General features: G+C 65.5%; 16 protein-coding genes and 1 pseudogene. 9 read left to right on the forward strand and 8 right to left on the reverse strand.

Annotated features, from left to right (window positions below):
• Positions 1 to 85: 85 nt before the first annotated feature.
• Complete coding sequence (locus PX52LOC_RS19945) at positions 86 to 2,533, reverse strand: serine/threonine protein kinase (RefSeq protein WP_149111747.1); 2,448 nt, start codon at positions 2,531 to 2,533, stop codon at positions 86 to 88.
• Between the two features lie 219 nt (positions 2,534 to 2,752).
• Here PX52LOC_RS19945 and PX52LOC_RS40720 point away from each other — a divergent pair, with 219 nt between their 5' ends.
• From PX52LOC_RS40720 to PX52LOC_RS19970, 5 genes are all read left to right on the forward strand, one after another.
• A complete protein-coding gene (locus PX52LOC_RS40720; protein ID WP_168219102.1) occupies positions 2,753 to 2,911 on the forward strand; it encodes a hypothetical protein in 159 nt (52 codons plus the stop codon).
• A 41-nt stretch (positions 2,912 to 2,952) separates the two neighbouring features.
• Positions 2,953 to 3,798: an amidohydrolase family protein gene (locus PX52LOC_RS19950; RefSeq protein WP_149111748.1), complete on the forward strand. Its 846-nt coding sequence runs from the start codon at positions 2,953 to 2,955 to the stop codon at positions 3,796 to 3,798.
• Between the two features lie 4 nt (positions 3,799 to 3,802).
• Positions 3,803 to 4,378, forward strand: coding sequence for an alpha-ketoglutarate-dependent dioxygenase AlkB (locus PX52LOC_RS19955; protein WP_246173417.1), 576 nt, complete (start codon positions 3,803 to 3,805; stop codon positions 4,376 to 4,378).
• Positions 4,379 to 4,451: 73 nt separating this feature from the next.
• On the forward strand, positions 4,452 to 4,952 hold the full coding sequence (locus PX52LOC_RS19960) for an RNA polymerase sigma factor (RefSeq protein ID WP_149111749.1): 501 nt from the start codon (positions 4,452 to 4,454) through the stop codon (positions 4,950 to 4,952).
• Between the two features lie 65 nt (positions 4,953 to 5,017).
• Entirely contained in the window at positions 5,018 to 7,420 is a 2,403-nt protein-coding gene (locus PX52LOC_RS19970) for a YfbK domain-containing protein (RefSeq protein ID WP_218575119.1), read from the forward strand.
• A gap of 54 nt (positions 7,421 to 7,474) precedes the next feature.
• Here the strand turns inward: PX52LOC_RS19970 and PX52LOC_RS19975 are convergent, their stop codons facing one another.
• On the reverse strand, positions 7,475 to 9,526 hold the full coding sequence (locus PX52LOC_RS19975; protein WP_149111750.1) for a choice-of-anchor X domain-containing protein: 2,052 nt from the start codon (positions 9,524 to 9,526) through the stop codon (positions 7,475 to 7,477).
• A 467-nt stretch (positions 9,527 to 9,993) separates the two neighbouring features.
• Between PX52LOC_RS19975 and PX52LOC_RS19980 the strand changes: the two genes are divergently transcribed.
• On the forward strand, positions 9,994 to 10,416 hold the full coding sequence (locus PX52LOC_RS19980) for an ester cyclase (RefSeq protein WP_168219103.1): 423 nt from the start codon (positions 9,994 to 9,996) through the stop codon (positions 10,414 to 10,416).
• 172 nt (positions 10,417 to 10,588) lie between these two features.
• Entirely contained in the window at positions 10,589 to 10,942 is a 354-nt protein-coding gene (locus tag PX52LOC_RS19985; RefSeq protein WP_149111752.1) for a hypothetical protein, read from the forward strand.
• 162 nt (positions 10,943 to 11,104) lie between these two features.
• Here PX52LOC_RS19985 and PX52LOC_RS19990 read toward each other — a convergent pair whose 3' ends face one another.
• The 6 genes from PX52LOC_RS19990 to PX52LOC_RS20015 form a co-directional block, all read right to left on the reverse strand.
• Complete coding sequence (locus tag PX52LOC_RS19990) at positions 11,105 to 11,542, reverse strand: phage tail protein (RefSeq protein WP_149111753.1); 438 nt, start codon at positions 11,540 to 11,542, stop codon at positions 11,105 to 11,107.
• Between the two features lie 129 nt (positions 11,543 to 11,671).
• Positions 11,672 to 12,115: a hypothetical protein gene (locus PX52LOC_RS42655; protein WP_246173418.1), complete on the reverse strand. Its 444-nt coding sequence runs from the start codon at positions 12,113 to 12,115 to the stop codon at positions 11,672 to 11,674.
• A 197-nt stretch (positions 12,116 to 12,312) separates the two neighbouring features.
• A complete protein-coding gene (locus tag PX52LOC_RS20000; protein WP_149111754.1) occupies positions 12,313 to 12,567 on the reverse strand; it encodes a helix-turn-helix domain-containing protein in 255 nt (84 codons plus the stop codon).
• 124 nt (positions 12,568 to 12,691) lie between these two features.
• Positions 12,692 to 13,102, reverse strand: coding sequence for a RipA family octameric membrane protein (locus PX52LOC_RS20005; RefSeq protein ID WP_149111755.1), 411 nt, complete (start codon positions 13,100 to 13,102; stop codon positions 12,692 to 12,694).
• Positions 13,103 to 13,175: 73 nt separating this feature from the next.
• Positions 13,176 to 13,505 carry a hypothetical protein gene (locus PX52LOC_RS20010; protein ID WP_149111756.1) on the reverse strand — a complete coding sequence of 110 codons (330 nt, stop codon included), beginning with the start codon at positions 13,503 to 13,505 and terminating at the stop codon, positions 13,176 to 13,178.
• Positions 13,502 to 13,762, reverse strand: a complete 261-nt coding sequence (locus tag PX52LOC_RS20015) for a hypothetical protein (protein WP_149111757.1) — start codon at positions 13,760 to 13,762, stop codon at positions 13,502 to 13,504. Before PX52LOC_RS20015 ends, PX52LOC_RS20010 begins: the two co-directional genes overlap by 4 nt.
• A gap of 103 nt (positions 13,763 to 13,865) precedes the next feature.
• Between PX52LOC_RS20015 and PX52LOC_RS20020 the strand changes: the two genes are divergently transcribed.
• Positions 13,866 to 16,370, forward strand: coding sequence for a WD40 repeat domain-containing protein (locus PX52LOC_RS20020; RefSeq protein ID WP_149111758.1), 2,505 nt, complete (start codon positions 13,866 to 13,868; stop codon positions 16,368 to 16,370).
• Positions 16,371 to 16,594: 224 nt separating this feature from the next.
• Positions 16,595 to 17,017, forward strand: a pseudogene (locus PX52LOC_RS20025) (SDR family oxidoreductase); the annotation flags it as partial.
• Positions 17,018 to 17,073 lie beyond the last annotated feature (56 nt).

Here is a 17,073-nt window from a genome sequence, read left to right on the forward strand (position 1 = left end):
GGACGACTCACGCTGCTACGGGCGATTTTCGCGAACGGCTGAATGGTCTCGTGTGAGGTCGTGGTCGGCTGACCTACTCCCCGAGTCAGTCCGGTAGGAGGCGTTCGAGCCAGACGTGGGCGTTGTCCACCGGCCACGCTCCCGCCTCGGTCTTCCGCAGCCGGTGCAAATTCCCGACCTTGTCCCAGCCGTCGTTGGAGGTGTTCTCGGTGATCGCCTGGAGGTACGGCTTCAGGCCAGGACAACTCTTCTTCACCCGGTCCCAGAGGGCCACGTTGACGAACTCTTTCACCCGGTCCGGACTCGTGCCGCGGATGTCCACGTCCACGTCGAAGCGGTCGCCCACGAGTCGCGCTTGAATGATGACGAGTTCTGCCCCCAGGTCTCCGAGCGTGCTCCCGTCGCCGAACTGCCACCCGCCGCTGGCGGCGAAGGTGAACGTCGGCGGGTTCGGGTTGTCGGGTTCGGTGATCGCCGTCAGCATTCCGTCGGCGAGCTTCGGCTTCTGGGTCGCGTTCCGGCGGGCGAGTTCGACGATCAACCCCTCGTTGTTTGAAATGGTGTAGGCCGGGCGGGGCGAGATCACGCCGTGCATGGTCCAGTCGCCGTTCGGCGGGAACGTCAAGAACTTCTGCCCGTCGAGGACTTGCACCTTCCCGCCCGGCCACGTCGCCGTTTGGCCGACCCACTCCGGCGTCAGGAACGCTCCCTCGGCCGTGGCCACCCCACGGCCGGTGCGATCTCCGAGGTTGGCGAACGTGAACCGCTCCCCGTGGCGCAGGTCGAAGCGGTAGCGGCTAGTCAGGTCGTTCAAAACTTTGACGAACCGGGACTGCGGGCGGATGTGCGACTGCGCGGCAAGCCAGTACGCCTCCGGGTGGGCCACGACGAACACGGTCGCGTTGTCGGGCACGTTCACCCACGCGGGCGGGAGGACGTGCTTGGCGACCGGCGGCGGGACGGTATTGTTGGCATTGTCCACGGGCGGCGCCGTCGGTTTGGGCGGCCTCAGGAAGATAACCGCCGCAACAACCGCGAGAAGCGCAACCACGCCCCCCACCGCGGCGAACGGCACCCAGTTCAACTTCTTCTTCCGCTTCTTCTCGGCGAGGCGGGTTTTGGCCTGCCGCCGACGGGTCGCAAGGCCGGCCTCGGTTTCTCGGCTGCGAGAGCGCGTGTCGTCGTCGGAGTTCGGCAGGCCGTCCGCGTCGGAGTTCGACCCCCGGGTCCGTGTGCCAACCGGCGACCCACTCTGAGGGAACGAGTCGTTACTGTCCGGCTCACGGGGGACCAACTTCACCGGCTTCTTCGGCTGAATCGGCGCGGGCTTGGGCGTCGGGGCGGTCACGGTCGTGACCACCTCCGCTTCCAACACGTGGACCGCGCCGGTTGCGATCGTACTCCCCTCGGGGATCGCGAGAGCGCGTGCCGGCACGGCCGCCACGGGTTCCGGCAGCGTCAGGACGATGTCCGGCGTGTTGGCCAACCCCTCGGCCGTGAACGGTGCGAGGCCCTTCGCCACTTCGGCCGCCGTCTGAATGCGGTCGTCCGGCTTCTTGGCCAGCATCCGTTCCATCAACCGGAGCATCTCGAACGGCACGTCGGGCCGTTCCTTGCGGAGGTCCGGAGGCGGGTCGAGTTGATGGCGGAGGAGCTTGTCGATCGGCGACCCGTCCGGGAACGGCGGCCGGCCCTTGAGCAGATAGTAGAGCGTGCAGCCGAGGCCGTAGATGTCCGCCCGGTGATCGACGGTACTCGAGTTCTTGGCCTGCTCGGGGGCCATGTAATCCGGCGTGCCGACGACCGTGCCGTCGCGGGTCACTTCCGTGGTGTCCGGGCTGTCTTCGAGCGATCGGACGAGGCCCATGTCCAGAATGCGCACCGTGGCCACGCCGCCGGTGCCGGGCTGAGCGCGTTCGCCACTGACGAGCACATTCGAGGGCTTAATGTCGCGGTGGATCAGGTTATTCTCGTGCGCGTGCTGAAGGCCGAGCGCCGCCTGACGGATGTACTCGGCCGCTTCGGAACTCGGCAGCGGGCCGAATTCTTTGACCATTCGCGACAGGTCCGACCCGTACACGAATTCGAGGGCGAGGTAGTACCGCCCTTGCGCCTCGTCGGCGTCGAGCAGGGCCACGATGTTCGGGTGGTTGAGCTTCGCCGCTGCTGCCGCCTCGCGCTTGTAGCGGCGCAAGACGGTGGGGTTCGTCATCAGGTGCGCCCGCACGACCTTCAGGGCGACGAGCCGGCCGGTGCCGGTGCGCACGGCCTTGTAGACCTTGCCCATGCCGCCTTCGCCGATCTTGTCCAACACGAGGTACGGGCCGATCAGCACTTCGTGGAGGCGGTTCAGGCGGACCTTGCGGCCCTGGTAGCTTGTGACGAGTTTGTCGGTCGATAAGCGTTCGGCGAGGGCGGGCAAATCGGCCACGAGTTCCGGCGAAAAATGGTCCAGGGCGGCCAGTTGTTCGGGCTTGTAGAGACCGCTCTCGCGAATCGCCTGGAAGAGATTTTGAGGCGTGAAAGCAGACATCGCGAGTCGTCTTACCGGGAGAGCGGTTCCCACCGCCGATCCGGGGCCGTGGTTCTGCCAATTGTACTTCTGAATCGACCGTGTTGTTCGGGAAAAACCGACGGTGCCGGAAAACGAACCGGCCGGATCGCCAACGCGGCCGTCGGGGAAGACGTTACGCCGTCTAAAATCCGATAGAAGAGTGTGGACTCGCCCCGCTACTCGACAGGACGCATCGCCATGACGCCGACCCCGGAACCCGCCCCGCAATACCCCGGCGGCGAAGATGCTCCCGCCTACCGCCTCGCTTTCCAGGCGTGGACTGTCATCTTCCTGCTCGTCATCTGCACGAGTCTCCTCCACTACCTCGGCAGTTGGATTCAGGCCGCGAACCGCTGAAACCGCTTTCGCGGCGAGGCGGCATCCGATACTATTGCTGAATGATCGATGCACACATCCACGTTGTGCCACCACAAATCCCCGGCGCGGGGAGTCTCGCCCCCATCCTGCGTTCGCCGGCCGAGCGCGTGGCGGCGGTAGTCCGACAGGAGATGCAGAACGCCGGCATGACCCGCGCCTTCGCGATGGGCGAGTGGCGCATCACGGCCGACGACCCGCTCGGCATCAACCGCACGCTGATGGTCGCCGACAAGGTGCCGGGGCTGTCGGCCATCGGCATCATGGACCCGATGAAGGACAAGGACGACCACGAGCACTTCCGCCGCGTCCGCGAGGTGATGGCCGCCGGCCGAGTCGTGGCCCTCAAGGCGTACCTCGGCTATCTGCACTACAACCCATCGCACCTGACGTACCGCCGGTACTACGAGATTGCCGAGCAGTATGACGTGCCAGTCTTCTTCCACACCGGCGACACGTATTCGCCTTACGCGAAGCTGAAGTACGCCCATCCACTCGGCGTCGATGACGTGGCGGTCGATCACCCGCAGGTGCGGTTCGTGATGGCCCACCTGGGCAACCCGTGGACGGTCGACGCGGCGGAAGTGATTTACAAGAACGTGAACGTCTGGGCCGACCTGTCCGGCCTCGTCGTCGGGGAGGCGGAGGATTTGATCTACGACGAAGTCCACGAGGACTTGGCCGACGTGATCGACCGCGTCCACAAGGCGATCCGCTACTGCGGGCGGCCGAACCGCTTCCTCTACGGCACCGACTGGCCGCTCGTACCGATGGCCGCGTACCGCGACTTTATCGCGGCGATGGTCCCCGCCGAGATGCACGAGTTGGTCTTCCGCGAAAACGCCGAGCGACTGTTTCGGGTGAAGTGAACCCATGATCGTGCTGGTGTCTCCATTCACAAATGAGGACACCAGGATGAGTATGCTGCTGGCCAGTAATCACGTCCGATTTGTTGCCGGGTTCGTTCCAACTCACGCCGACCTCTATCGGCAATTGCTCACGACGACCGAATGGGATGATCGAATCCGAGCCAGGAAGACGGCCAGCTTCGGCATGCCCTACAACTATTCGGGCATCGCATATCCCACGATTGCATTTCCCGCTCATTTACTGCCAACCGTGGATCAACTCGAACAGCATCTCGGCTACCGCTCGAACAACTGTCTGGCGAACTTCTACCCCGACGGCACTTCGACAATGGGTTTTCATTCCGATTCGACGACCGAACTCGAACCGGGAACGGGCATCGCCATCGTTTCGCTCGGCGCAGAACGAACTCTGACATTTCGGCATCAGGCGGATCGAACTCAACTTGAACCATTCCGACTGTCATCGGGTTCGCTCCTATTCATGTCTGCCATGATGCAAAACGAGTGGAAACACGCCATTCTGCCGGAAGAGGGTGCCGGTCCGCGGATCAGTCTGACGTTTCGTCGGTTACGGTTGTGATCTCAGCAAATCCGAGAATCCGTTAATAAACATCTCCTTCGCACGTTGTCTCATCAGACGCGATGGAGGGGCCATGACCACGGATCGCGATTGGGTCGTCGCCGCCGTGCGGCAGTACGAACGGCCGCTGTTGGCCTACGTTCGTCGTTTGCTGCCCGACGGCGAACGCGGTCGCGATGTCGTGCAGGATGCGTTCCTGCAACTCTGTCAGCAACCCCGTGCGGAATTGGAATCTCGCCTGGCCCCGTGGCTGTTCGCGGTGTGCCGGCGTCGCGCCATCGACATCCTGCGAAAGGACCATCGGATGATCGCCACCCTCGACCCCGTGGCCGAGCCACCCGCTCGCGGCCCCGAACCAACCCAAACGGCCGAGACAAACGACACGACCCGCGTCGTGCTCGGTCACCTCGCGGCACTTCCGACCGACCAGAACGAAGCCGTGCGGCTGCGGTTCCAGAACCATTTTTCGTACCGCGAAATCGCCGAGGTGATGGGCCTGAGCGAATCGCACGTCGGCGTGTTGTTGCACCAAGCCATGAAAGCCCTGCGGACGAAACTGCCGCACCTGGCGTGACCCGTCATCACCCGAACCCTTACGGGGTTCGGTTCGCCATTCGCAAACAATCCGAGGAACCACTCATGACACCCGAAGATTTCGAAACCAAACTCACGGCCTACGCCCTGAACGACGCGAGCCTGACCGACGCGGAGCGCGGCGAGATCGAGACGCGCCTCCGCACCGACCCGGCCGCCCGGCAGTTGCTCGAAGAAACGCGGCAACTCGGCCACCTGCTCACCAAAAGCCTCGCCGCGGAAGTGCAAGCCGCCGAACCGTCGGTGGCACCCGCGGTCGCATCGTCGCTGGCGAGGAAGTCGAAGCTCAAGCGGTGGGCGATCACGATCACTTCGCTGGCGGCCGTCGTGATGCTCGCGGTGTTCGCCGGGCAGAGCTACTTCGATTCTTCGCCACAGAGGGAACCCACACGGGACTTCTACGCATTGAGGGTGAGCGGCGATCAACCGCCGGGAGACTCTAAGCCGGTGCCAACCACGATGGAAGCCATCGACGGCCTCAGCGTTGCCGCGATTCGGGCAAAGGCAAAGAGTCCCCAGGAACTGGCCGAATCTCCGCAACAGCCGGGAAGTAAACCCGCTGATCCATACAACCCCGTTCCGGGTGGCGCCGTTGCGACCGGTGGGGCTTCTCTCGGCGGTCTCGGTTATGGACCGGGTGGTTTCGGAAGTGTCAACAATGGCGGTTTCGGTGGCGGGGGTGGGATTCCTGGCGGAGGTTTCGGCGGCGGGCTTGGCGGCCCTGGCGGCCGCTTCGGTGAAGGCGGGATGGGTACTGAACCGGGTCGCCCGAGAAGCAGAATCAGCGAACGGGGTTTGGGATCTGGAAGCTCCGCCGCCCCGATCCCCGGAATTCCGGCCGCGGGAACTCCCGCGGGCGAAGTAAAGGGCGAACCCGCTGACGCCTCTACTGCGCTCGCAGGCTTTGGCGCTGGTAGTGACCTTGGTGTTGCCGGGGATAGCAGTCCTAGAGTTGGAGGCAAACCGCAACCGAGCGACCTGGCCAAGCGTTCATACGCTGGGGGCCGCGATCAGTACCGGCAACTCATCGAGAATCCGTTCACCCGCGTCGAGGGGCAGGACGCCCTCTCCACCTTCGGCGTGGACGTGGACACGGCCAGCTACGCCATTGTGCGGAACATGCTGAACCACAACACGCTGCCGCACCCGGACGCCGTGCGGTTGGAGGAGATGATTAACTACTTCCCGTACCGCGACGCCCCGCCGGAGGGGGACGACCCGTTCACGGTGCGCGTCGAGATGGCCGGGTGCCCGTGGGCGTCGAAACACCGGCTCGCCCGCGTGTCGCTGAAGGCGAAGCCGATCGACAACGGCAAGCGGCCGGCGAGCAACCTCGTCTTCCTCATCGACGTGTCCGGCTCTATGAACGAGCCGAACAAGCTGCCGCTGGTGAAGGCCGCGATGAAACTGCTCGTCGAACAACTCACCGAGAACGACCGCGTGGCCCTCGTGGTCTACGCCGGGGCGAGCGGCATCGTCCTCGATTCGACGAACGCGAGCAAGAAGGACGCGATCCTGAACGCGATCGACAGTCTCTCGGCCGGCGGATCGACCAACGGCGGTAGCGGCATCCAACTGGCCTACGAAACGGCCGTGAAGAACTTCATCGAGAAGGGCACGAACCGCGTCATCCTCTGCACCGACGGCGACTGGAACGTCGGCACCACCGGCACCGCGGAACTGGTGAAGCTGATCGAGGAGAAGAAGCAGACGGGCGTCTTCCTCAGCGTCTTCGGCTTCGGCATGGGCAACCTCCGCGACGAGATGATGGTGCAACTCGCCGGCAAGGGCAACGGCAACTACGGCTACATCGACACGATTGCCGAGGCGAAGAAGGCCCTCGTCGAGCAAATCTCCGGCACGCTCGTCACCGTGGCGAAGGACGTGAAGATTCAGATCGAGTTCAACCCCGCGAAGGTCGCCGCCTACCGGCTCATCGGCTACGAGAAGCGGAAGCTCGCGGCCGAGGACTTCCACAACGACAAGAAGGACGCCGGCGAAATGGGGGCCGGGCACGTCGTCACGGCCCTCTACGAACTGGTTCCCGCCGGGGAAGCGTTGAACACCGAACCGAAGGTGGACGGCCTGCGATACCAACCCGCTCCGGCCGCCGAAAAGCCGAAGGCGAACGCGGACGAGAAGACCTCGAAGGAAGCGTTCGTCGTGAAACTGCGGCACAAGATGCCGGACGCCGAGAAGAGTACCCTGCGAGAGATTCCGGTCGGCGACGTGGCTAAGTCCTACGACACGGCGTCGGAAGACTTCCGGTTCGGTTCGGCCGTGGCCGCGTTCGGGATGCTGCTGAAGCAATCGCCGTACAAGGGGCAGGCGAACTACGCCCTTGTGGAAGAACTCGCTGCCTCGTCGATGGCGCACGACCCCGGCGCGTACCGGGCGGAGTTCCTGCAACTCGTGAAAAAGGCGAAGGCTCTGAGCAAACAGCCGTAAAGAGGATTCCTCATCCGAAACGACACGGCCGGCGGGGAAACCGCCGGCCGTACTTCATTTCACGCTGACCGTGGCCGGCCAACTCCAGTGCCCGCACCGTCCGCTGGCGTCCCGCCAACGGGCCCGAACGCGGTACTCACCGGTCTGCTGGAAAACCTCCGGCGGAATGCCAATCGCCTGACCCGTTTCGAGATCCTTGTGCCACAGTTCGTGCAGTTCGTACTGACCCCGCTGACCGACGCGGCCGACCCGCCATTCCAACGCCGCCGCCTTCTGTCCGGCCGGTGAGGAGAACGCCGTCGCCTCAAATCGGTACTTCCCATCGGTCAGTTGCTTGACCAGCGGCGTAGCAGGAATTTTCTCGTCCTTCGCCTCGTGGGTGAGGTAGCCCCAACCGTAGCCGCGGTGGTCGCCGTCGTTCGGGGCGTAGTTCTTGATCGGCCGCGAGTCGGTGCAGAAGTCGACGAGGTATTTGCGGAAGCCGGCGAAGTCATTCGTCGCCAGGGTTCGCTTCCACCGACCGCCGAAGTGGTCGCCGTCCACGGGGTTGACGAAGTACGAACCCTTCTGGTTCATCCGCGGGTGCTGGTTCCAGACTGCCTCGTCGAGTCGGGACCAATCGACGGCATAATTCTTTGGCGTCAGTGCCGCACCTAGATCGGCCACCAACTGTCCGACCTGTCCGCCGCGGTCGCCGTTGTCGGCGGCGAACAGGTCGAGGATTTCCCGCGCTCGGTTGCGGTACTCGAGCGCAATTGCCGGCTGGTTGAGGCAGCCGATGGCTTCGATGTAACCGGGTTGGTGGTGGCGGGGGACGAACATCATGTCGTTGTCCCACGGGATCGGGGCCCAGTGGCCGTCGGGATTGCGGTAGTACCCGTGGTTGCCGTCGGGCCGAATGTCGACGTTGCCCAGCAGGCGGTTCATCGCGTGGAAGCTGAAGTACGCCGGCAGGTCGAGGTTCTGCCGCCACCAGGCTTCTTTGGGGTTGGACCGCATCCCGTTCAGGAACTTCTCCCACACTTTCGGGGCGTCGGCCATGTCGTGCGGGGTGTGCTTGACACCGCTCTGAGTGCTGACCGTCAAGCCGTCCGGCAGCTTTCGATCGGCGAGCAACTTCGGCTCCATGTCGCCGATCGCCACGTACACGCCCCACAGGTCGCCCTGGTACTGGTCTTTCGCAGAGACTTCCTCGGCGGTCGTCACGACACGCCACTGCACCCACGTCGCGAAGGGGCTGGGAACTCCGGCGAGGCGGTACGAACGCATCGAGAACACTTCGTCCAGGCCGGTGATGCCGCGGAGGATCGGCAGGTACGGCGTCGACCCGCCGGGGTTCAAGTTGAGGCTGTCGCACGCGGCCGGGAACGGGACGCCATCATGATCGACGAACGGCACGTCGTGGCCCTTGTTGAACTTCAGCCCCCACTTGTTCTTGCCGGAGATGTGCGCGCTCCCCTGGCCGCGGTTGCTGAACTGAACGTGGTCGTAGACGACCCCGTGGTAGACGAGCGTCCCCTGTTGCTTCTGCTTGTGGGCGTTGCCGTCCCACTGGCTCTTCGCAACGTCCTCGGCGCGGGCCAGCAGATGAAGGGTCTGTAACGTGCTGAGGAACTCTGGGGAAAACGTCAGCGGCGGCGTCTTGCCCGGGTCGCGAGTGCCGGTCCACGAGGCGGGGCCGGCGTCGCACCACCACGCGAAGTTCGGGCAAGTGTCGTCGGCCGCGGGCAGTTGCACCGCCTTGCCCGCCGCGTCGGTTGCCACGACGCGATACCGCAACAGCCAGCGGTGTTGTTGGAACGTGGCCGGTACGCGAACGCTGAACACCCCATCGCCGGCCTTCTCGTCCCCCTCCCGGCCGTCATCGCGCATCGGTAGGTCGGCCCAGTTCTTTTCGTAGTCGGGGTCGGACTTACGGACGTACTTCCCGGGTGCAACGGCTTGCAACTTCAGCGTGGCCTTCGTCGTGCCTGCCACCAATCGGGCCGTGACCAGCACCGGCACGCTGGGCTTCGGTTGGACCGGTTCGTGGCGGATCGCCGGCGGTTCCGCAGAAGGTGACGGCGATGCCGTGAAGCCGAGGACGATCAACGCAAGGAATCGCATCACACGCGACCTCGGATAGGGGTGTGGGGCAAGTTTCTATTCTGACGAGTCCGTGGGGCGGCTTCGATTCAACGAGGTTCGGGCGGAAAATGAGTGAGGTCGGCGAAGGGAGTAGGGTGATTGAGGGGATTTGAACCCTCGACATCCAGAACCACAATTCGAATGACCCATTCCACCACTCTACGCCCGTGTCCGTCAGATGGAAGGTTTCGAGGCGAAATGTTGCTTCCCGTCCGCACTCGTCCGCCCGTGCTGTTGGCTGTCATCGACGCTCACGTTCACGTCGGCGGGTTCACCTGTCGAAAGACAATCACGCCGTTGTCGAGTTCCTGCCGAACAACGATTCGATAGCACGGTTCCGGGCCGGCGTACAGCAGATTGAACTCTCCAAAGACACTCAACACGGCGTTGCTCAGGTCGCCGACTAATATGGTTGCACAGATTCAGCGATCCCGAGGAGCGTAACCGTGTCCGATGCCGGCCGCCTGATCCGAGAGTTACATGATGTCGTTTGGAATGCCGGCGATTTGTCGGCGGTCGAGCGGCTCGTGGCCCTGCAGTACGTCATCCACTCCGACCCCGGCGACCAGTGGGAAGGGCGAACGCTCGACCGTGACACCTACCGCGAGCGGGTGACGTACTCGCGAACAGCCTTCCCGGATTTACTCTTCACCCTACACGACGTGATCTCGACCAACCGCCGCGTCGCCGTCCGGTGGACCGCCGAGGGGACGCAGGCCGGCGACCTGATCGGGTTGCCGGCGACGGGCAAGCGATTGCGGTTCGCGGGCCAGACGATCTATGACATCGTTGACGGTCAGGTTGCCGGACACTGGCAGGTGATCGACCGCCTCGGCTTCGTTCAGCAACTCCGCGGGGGTGGCGGGTAGCGACTACTGGCGGTGAAAGACGCCGAGCAACCCGCCCGGCCAGCTCCGTTACGCCCGCCGGATCGCATTTTTGTTGTACCCCCCGTTGTGAGATGTTACTGTCCGTCGTTAAGCGGACACTTCGCCGAACTGGTCGTCGCGGTGTCCCACACACTGTCCGGAGGGGTCGGTCATGGGCGAGTTGGCCGCATATTGGAAGGAAGCGAAAGACAGGGCCGAGAACAATCACAAAATCATCATCAAGTCAAAACCGTCGTCCGCGTCATTGAAGATGCCAGTGTTCAAGAGCGATTTCCAGAAGACGCTCGACGTGTTCGAGGCGGCGGTGAAAAAACTTGAGGAAGACAAAAAGGCCGCCTTGAAAGCGGCCGAAGCCTGCAAGTTGATCATCAAGGAGTACACCGAACTTCTCAAAACTTCGGAGATCAAGTTCATGGGCGATGATGGTAAGGACAAGATCCTCAAAGTGTACGGCCAAGCGCTGGTGAAACTGAACACTGACGTGGAAGAGCGATCGCCGAAGTGACGGTAAGCGGGCCGCCTCCCCGTCGACCCTTTTGCTCGGCCAGCCCTTTCGCATTCGCGATTACATCACGTCTACCGGCCCCGGCCATCCCTCGCCCGCCTCCAGGCCGTCGGCGAGCAACTACCGTTTGCGGTCGGAAGCACCAATCCGAGCCGCAGCGGTTTAATCTAAATCAATCCCCTCGTGGGCGAGTTCAATCGTCTGTATTAGCACGTCGTTGCTGCCCGCGTTGAGGCTCGGCCCGACGTAAACGGCTGGCCACGCCTCGCGGATTCGCCATGATCGCTTTTCCTTTCCCGCCCCATCGAGCAACACAATGCGAATGGACTTGCGCTTGGCCGAGTCCGACCGCTTGACCCACTCCAAGTGCCAATCATAAAGTTGCGTGTCGTCCGTGATTCCGGACTTTAACACGATGTTCGTGTACGTCACCTTGCCGGGTAGCTTCCGGGCCGGGAAAAACTTTTCCCCGCCGTCGCGGTACTCGACCACTTCGATCCTTGACTCTAATCCCGACACTTGCGTGAACCCGGCGATGGACAGGCCATCGATTTCTACCAGAAAGTTATAGCCTTCATACGGGTCGCCTCGGTCCGCCATGGGTTCACCCTCTTACCGCAAAACCTGAGGATCGGTTGCGAGGGCACGCCGCCGGAGTGCCTTCGCGTCCATCAAGCCACAGCCTATCTACCTGCAAGTGGTGAGACAAGAAGGAAGTGACGTCCGCCCTCATTCCTTGCCGAGCACTCTATCAACGACCCAGCACCCGCGGGCGTGCGGCCCGTCGCCCCGGCAGTGGGCGAGGATGTCGGCGTCCTCGCAACCGGCGTCCTGCAGCGCGTCCGCGAGGATCGGCAGGCGGTCGAACGCGCGGTCGTCATAGATGCCGGTGGCGATGCCGACGGCGGCGGAGGTGAGCCAGGCGGGTGAAAACGTCACGGGGCGAAAGGGGAGCGGGCCGACGATGTCGCGGAAGAGACTGGAGCGTAGATGCCCTCGCACCCCACCCAGGTCCGCGATGTTCTCGATTTCCCACACGACCTTGACCGCGTTACGTCTCGTGATCTGACGCGCCCCGCCGGCCACGAGCCCGAGTGAACTTTTCGCCGACACCGGCCCCGGAAGGTGGAACTCACTCCAGAGCATCGACGCCGCCGTTTCTGCTTCGCGCATCTCCTCACTCGCGGCCTCACCGTCGGCGAATCGCTCGCTCACCGCGACAGCAAACCCGACGTGTTGGAGATCAGTAAACCGGAGCATTCTCCGAAGCACGGCGCACGCGAACAACCGTAGTTTTCGATCACTGAGCCCATCCCGGGCGAACGCCAACAGTGGTCCCGGGTTAGTCGCCACCGCCCACTCCGCCTCCGTCATCGCGTTTCCCCTGCTTGCTCCTCCTGTTCCCAGCACACGGAGAACACCCGGCACGGCACCCCAACCCCGGCCGCCAGTCGCACCACCAAGCCCCACGACGGGGACCGCTTGTTCTTCCCGGCCTCCAACCGGCGGATCGTCGCGAGGGGCACGCCCGTCTTGTCGGCGAGTTGCTGCGGCGTCAGGCCCGACTCGACCCGCAAGGCGGTGAGTTTATCGGCGAACGTGACCCGGAATTGTTCGGCGGCCATACTCACTCCTTCCCGGCGTGGTTCTTTTGTGGACGCCCCCGCTTCTTCGGCCCCGCGGCGGGCCGGCAGGTGGGTGAGCAGGTCGCCGGATCGGGTCGAAATCTCCGATCACCGGCAACCCGGCTCATCGTGCCGGGGGGCACCAAGGGCGGGCGAGCACCCAGGCGAAGAGCGCCACCCACGTGACACCGAACAGGACGGGGACGGCGAACGCCAGCGGTCGAGAGATCGACAGCCCGTCCGTCCGGCCCCGGCCTGTGAACGTGGCGACGGTTCGGGCGTACTCGGGGACCATTTGCCGAATGATCGCGCTGACGTGCACGCAGTACCGCCAGTGCCGGACCTGGACCCGAAACCACAAGACGGCGAACGTCAGGGCGACGGCCGTGAGCGGGGCGAACACGCCGGGCGACGGCTCTTTTTGATACAGGATGGCGAACACCGCGAGGAGGCCCGTCTGGACGGCGGTGAAGTAGTTGAGGCGGTCGTGGAACAGCCGCTCTTCGTGCATGCCGTGCTGCCACAGGCGGTTCACCTCGTCCGCCGGGGGAGGGGTTCGGGACTGGTCCGGGTGGTCGGGCATTGGGGTCAGAGAGATTGAGTGCTGACTACAGGGCCTGCGAATCGTTGTCCGTTCCGTCGTTGACCGCCCCGCAACTGGTGATGGAGAAGTGGAGCTCAAGTTCCGTCGGTGATTTACGGACGGCGACGAACCCGTTGCCGGAGGCGAACGCCTGCGGCCCGCTGCGGCAGCACTCGGTGAGCAACGCCCGGGCACGGAGTCGGAGTTGCGGCTCGGTCGGGTGGGCGGCCAGTTCCCCGTCGCCCCACTTCACGCCGGCGTGCTCCAGGTAGTGGAACACGGTCCGGAAGTGGAACCCGTCCATGATGAAGTCAATCAAATCGCGGTCGGCGTGCGTAAGGGGGATAGCGGTCATCGGCGTCCTTGCGGTGCAGTGAACCGGGTGCCTGAATAGTCTACGACGCTCGCGGCGTGCGTCTCGACCTTCACGACCCACGTGATCATCTGGTGCTCGGCCCGCGACTCGGCCGCAGCCACGGCCCGGCGGAAGTCCGCGTAGATGCTGTCGGAGTACGTCTGGCCGTTCCGCTCCCACCGGCCGAACGTGGCCGGGGCGACGCCGTACTCGCGGTACGCCGTGGACCGGAACGACCCGCGGGTCCGTACCGGCACAATGTCCCCTTTCGCCGGCGGCCGCGAGAGGGAGAATTCGTGGCGATTAAGGCGTTGGTTCGGTAGACTCGTGGCGGGCTGACTCGGGCTCGGAGTGTTCGCCGTGAAATATCCCCTCGCCGCAATCGTGATCCTCTCGACGCTGCCGTGGGCTCGGGCGGCCGATCCTCTCGACGCGGGGGAGAAGGCTCCGCCCCTCGACGTGCCGCTCCGCCGGTTCGGCGAGGACCGGTTCCGGTTCCCGGGCACCGAGTGCGGCTGCGCGCTGTCCGCCGACGGCCGGCGGCTCGGCGTCCTGTCCGTCTCCCACCAGCGGCGCGCCGCCGTCGTTACGATCTTCGACGTGGCCTCCCGGCGGGCGGTCACGACGGCCCGGGTGCCCCTTCGCGGCTACGGTTCCTTCGTCGCAACCGACGGCGTCTCCTTCTCCCCGGACGGCCGGTTCGTGGCCGCCGTGCCGAACCGCGAGACGGCGTTCGTCATCGCCGCCGCCACGGGCCAGGAGGTCTGGCGGGAGGCGGGCGGGCGGAAGACCGGGTCCGCGTTCTGTGCGTTCGACCCCCTCGGCCGGTTGATCCGGCCGGACGAGACCGTCACCTACGTCCACGAACTGCCGTCGGGCCGGGTCGTTGCCACGTGGCCGGTCGGCGGGCTGGCGAAAGTGACGCCGGACGGGGCGACGTACGTGCGGACGAAGAAGATCTACGCCGAGATCGAGATCGGGGACGCGGCGACCGGCCGCCCGCGGCACGCCCTGCCCCTGCGGACGGCCCACAACGGGAGCGAGAACGGGTACGCCCTGTCGCACGACGGCCGAACCCTCGCGGTCGTCCATTCCGTCTCCGAGATTCACCTGATCGACCTGGCGACCGGGGCGACGCGGCGGAAGTGGGCGCTTCCCGCGGGCGCGGTGAAGGCCACGAACGCCGAGTTCGCCATGGCCTTCTCGCCGGACGGCCGGACGCTCACCCTATCGACGGCTTCTCAACTGTTGCGGTGGTCCCTGGACCCGTTCAAGGAGTTGCCCGCCCTCCGGCCCGGCGGCTCGGCCGAGGTCGTCAAGCACTGGGCGACGACGGCCGACGGGACGACCGTTCTCATCGTCCGGGGTGGTCGGGTCGAGCGGTGGGCCGCGGCGACCGGGACGGAAGTCGCGGACGAGGTCCCGGGGGCGGGGCCGGCGTTCTCGCCGATGCCGGACGGCACACACCTTGTCGCCGCCGACGCGGCCGGCCGGGTCGGGGTCTGGGACGTGGCGTCCGGGGCGTTCGTCCGCGCCGTCACACCGTCCCAGACGCCGCGGGGACCGCTGACTGCCCTGGCCGTCTCGCCGGACGGCCGCCGTGTGGCCGTGGTCGATTCCTGGGGCCATTTCGAAGTCGTCCCCCTCAACGCGGTCGCCGATCGCCGGACCGGGACGCCGAACGTGGGGACATCCGGGGCGAACTTCCTCGCGTGGTCGCCGGACGGTCGGTACGTGTATGGGCCGTGTGCCAACGTGGCGGCCCGCCGCCGGGAGATCGCGCGGTACGACCCGGTGACGGCCCAGGTCTTGCCGCTGCCGATCAGTTCGCCCCAGACCTTGACGCCGGACGGGAAGGAAATCGTGTACCTGGAGATCCAGGCGGGCGCGAACCCCGCGGTGCCCGAATACACCGCCCACCTGAGCCGTTACGACCTCGCCCGGAACGCGCGGGCGGGCGAAATCGCGGTCGGGCCTGCCGCCCGGTCTCTCTTCCGTCGTGTTCAGGTGCGGTACAGTCCGGACGGGGCTGCCCTGGCGATCGCGTCGGATCGCGAGATCCACCTGCCCGGCACGGGCGTGCCGCCGATCGTCGCGACCGACCCGCCGCCGGCGGACCCGTATGCGTGGAAGTTCGGCAACCCGCAACCCCTGCCCGTGAGCGCCCTCGCGTTCACGCCCGACGGCCGGTGGCTCGTCAGCGGCGGCGGGGACGGGGCCGTCAAGGTGTGGGAGGTCGCGACCGGCAAACTCGTCCGGCGGTTCGACGGCCACGACCTGGCCGTCGACTGGATCGCCGTGGCAGTGGACGGGCGGTCGGCTTTTTCCAGCGGCACGGGCGGGTTCGTCAACCAGTGGGACCTCACCCCGCCCCGCCCCGCGAGAGCGGTTCAAGGGGCGGCAGAGGACTGGGTTGCCGCCGCGGCGGCCGACCCGGCCGTGGGCGTCCCCGCCGCGTGGGCGCTGATGGCCGACGAGCGGCGGCGGGCGTACGTGGCGGAGAAGTTACCGCCGGCCGCGAACCCGGACGCCCAGGCGGTGGCAAAGTGGATCGACCAACTCGACGCGCCCGCGTTCGCCGACCGGACGGCGGCGACGAAGGAACTCGCGGCCCTGGGGCGGCGGGCCGAAGGGCCGTTGCGGGAGGCCCTGCAGAAAACGCCGAGTGCAGAGGTTCGTCAGCGGCTGGAAGGCTTACTCGCCCGCTTCGACGCGAAGGCCACACCGGAGGAGATCCGGGCGATGCGGCTGGTCCAGGCGGCCGCGTGGCTCCGCCAGAAGGAGTTCCTGACGGCGTGGGCATCCGGCGCGGCGTCGGCGGTCCTCACCCGCGATGCCACTGCGGCCCTGCAGCGGGGGCGGTAAGCCGCTACGATCCGATGCCGGGGCCTGCAACGTCGTCGGGGCCACCGCAATCGATTGCGATCCCCCTTCGATCCGACGGGAATCGCTTGCCGGCTTGCATCCAGGCGGGAAACGTGCTACGGGCGAGGCCAAGGTATTGGCACACGGTTCACAATCGCTCTGGTAATTGTGAACCGTGTACTGTCAGTGACCGGGCGACAATTTCTGGCGTTTGTGGCGATCAAAAGGGTGCGTTCCTGGTCGCCCGGCGGGTCATTCCGCACCTGATCGCGCGGAAGGCCGGCGTCATCATCAACAACTCGTCCGTCCTCGGCCTCCGCGGGGCGAACCGGCTGAGCCACTACGTCGCCTCGAAGTGGGGACTCGTCGGCCTGACGAAGTCGTGGGCGATCGAACTCGCCCCGCACAACGTCCGCGTGGTGTCGATCCACCCGACCGGCGTGAACACGCCGATGCAGGACGGCCTGGCGGCGATGGAAGGGCTGACGCCGCTGGAGATCGCCGAGCGCTCGGCCGGCAACCTGCTGCCGGTGCCGTGGGTCGAGGCCGACGACGTGGCGAACGCGGTCGTGTTCCTGGCGTCCGACGCGGCCCGCTTCGTGACCGGGTCGCAGTTCGTCCTCGACGCCGGCCTGCTGACCCGCTGACCGGGGCGGCGATAAAATGTCCAGGCGACTGTTCGCGGCGGTCGATGTAGGAGACA

This window comes from Limnoglobus roseus, assembly GCF_008254045.1.
Taxonomy (GTDB): Bacteria; Planctomycetota; Planctomycetia; order Gemmatales; family Gemmataceae; genus Limnoglobus; species Limnoglobus roseus.

Coding starts and splice junctions, on each gene's coding strand:
- PX52LOC_RS20000 (WP_149111754.1), bottom strand. CDS start 12,567: ATGGCCGCCGAACAATTCCGGGTCACGTTCGCCGATAAACTCACCGCC.
- PX52LOC_RS42655 (WP_246173418.1), bottom strand. CDS start 12,115: ATGCGCGAAGCAGAAACGGCGGCGTCGATGCTCTGGAGTGAGTTCCAC.
- PX52LOC_RS19950 (WP_149111748.1), top strand. CDS start 2,953: ATGATCGATGCACACATCCACGTTGTGCCACCACAAATCCCCGGCGCG.
- PX52LOC_RS19985 (WP_149111752.1), top strand. CDS start 10,589: ATGGGCGAGTTGGCCGCATATTGGAAGGAAGCGAAAGACAGGGCCGAG.
- PX52LOC_RS19970 (WP_218575119.1), top strand. CDS start 5,018: ATGACACCCGAAGATTTCGAAACCAAACTCACGGCCTACGCCCTGAAC.
- PX52LOC_RS19945 (WP_149111747.1), bottom strand. CDS start 2,533: ATGTCTGCTTTCACGCCTCAAAATCTCTTCCAGGCGATTCGCGAGAGC.
- PX52LOC_RS19955 (WP_246173417.1), top strand. CDS start 3,803: ATGATCGTGCTGGTGTCTCCATTCACAAATGAGGACACCAGGATGAGT.
- PX52LOC_RS19990 (WP_149111753.1), bottom strand. CDS start 11,542: ATGGCGGACCGAGGCGACCCGTATGAAGGCTATAACTTTCTGGTAGAA.
- PX52LOC_RS20010 (WP_149111756.1), bottom strand. CDS start 13,505: ATGACCGCTATCCCCCTTACGCACGCCGACCGCGATTTGATTGACTTC.
- PX52LOC_RS40720 (WP_168219102.1), top strand. CDS start 2,753: ATGACGCCGACCCCGGAACCCGCCCCGCAATACCCCGGCGGCGAAGAT.
- PX52LOC_RS19960 (WP_149111749.1), top strand. CDS start 4,452: ATGACCACGGATCGCGATTGGGTCGTCGCCGCCGTGCGGCAGTACGAA.
- PX52LOC_RS19975 (WP_149111750.1), bottom strand. CDS start 9,526: ATGCGATTCCTTGCGTTGATCGTCCTCGGCTTCACGGCATCGCCGTCA.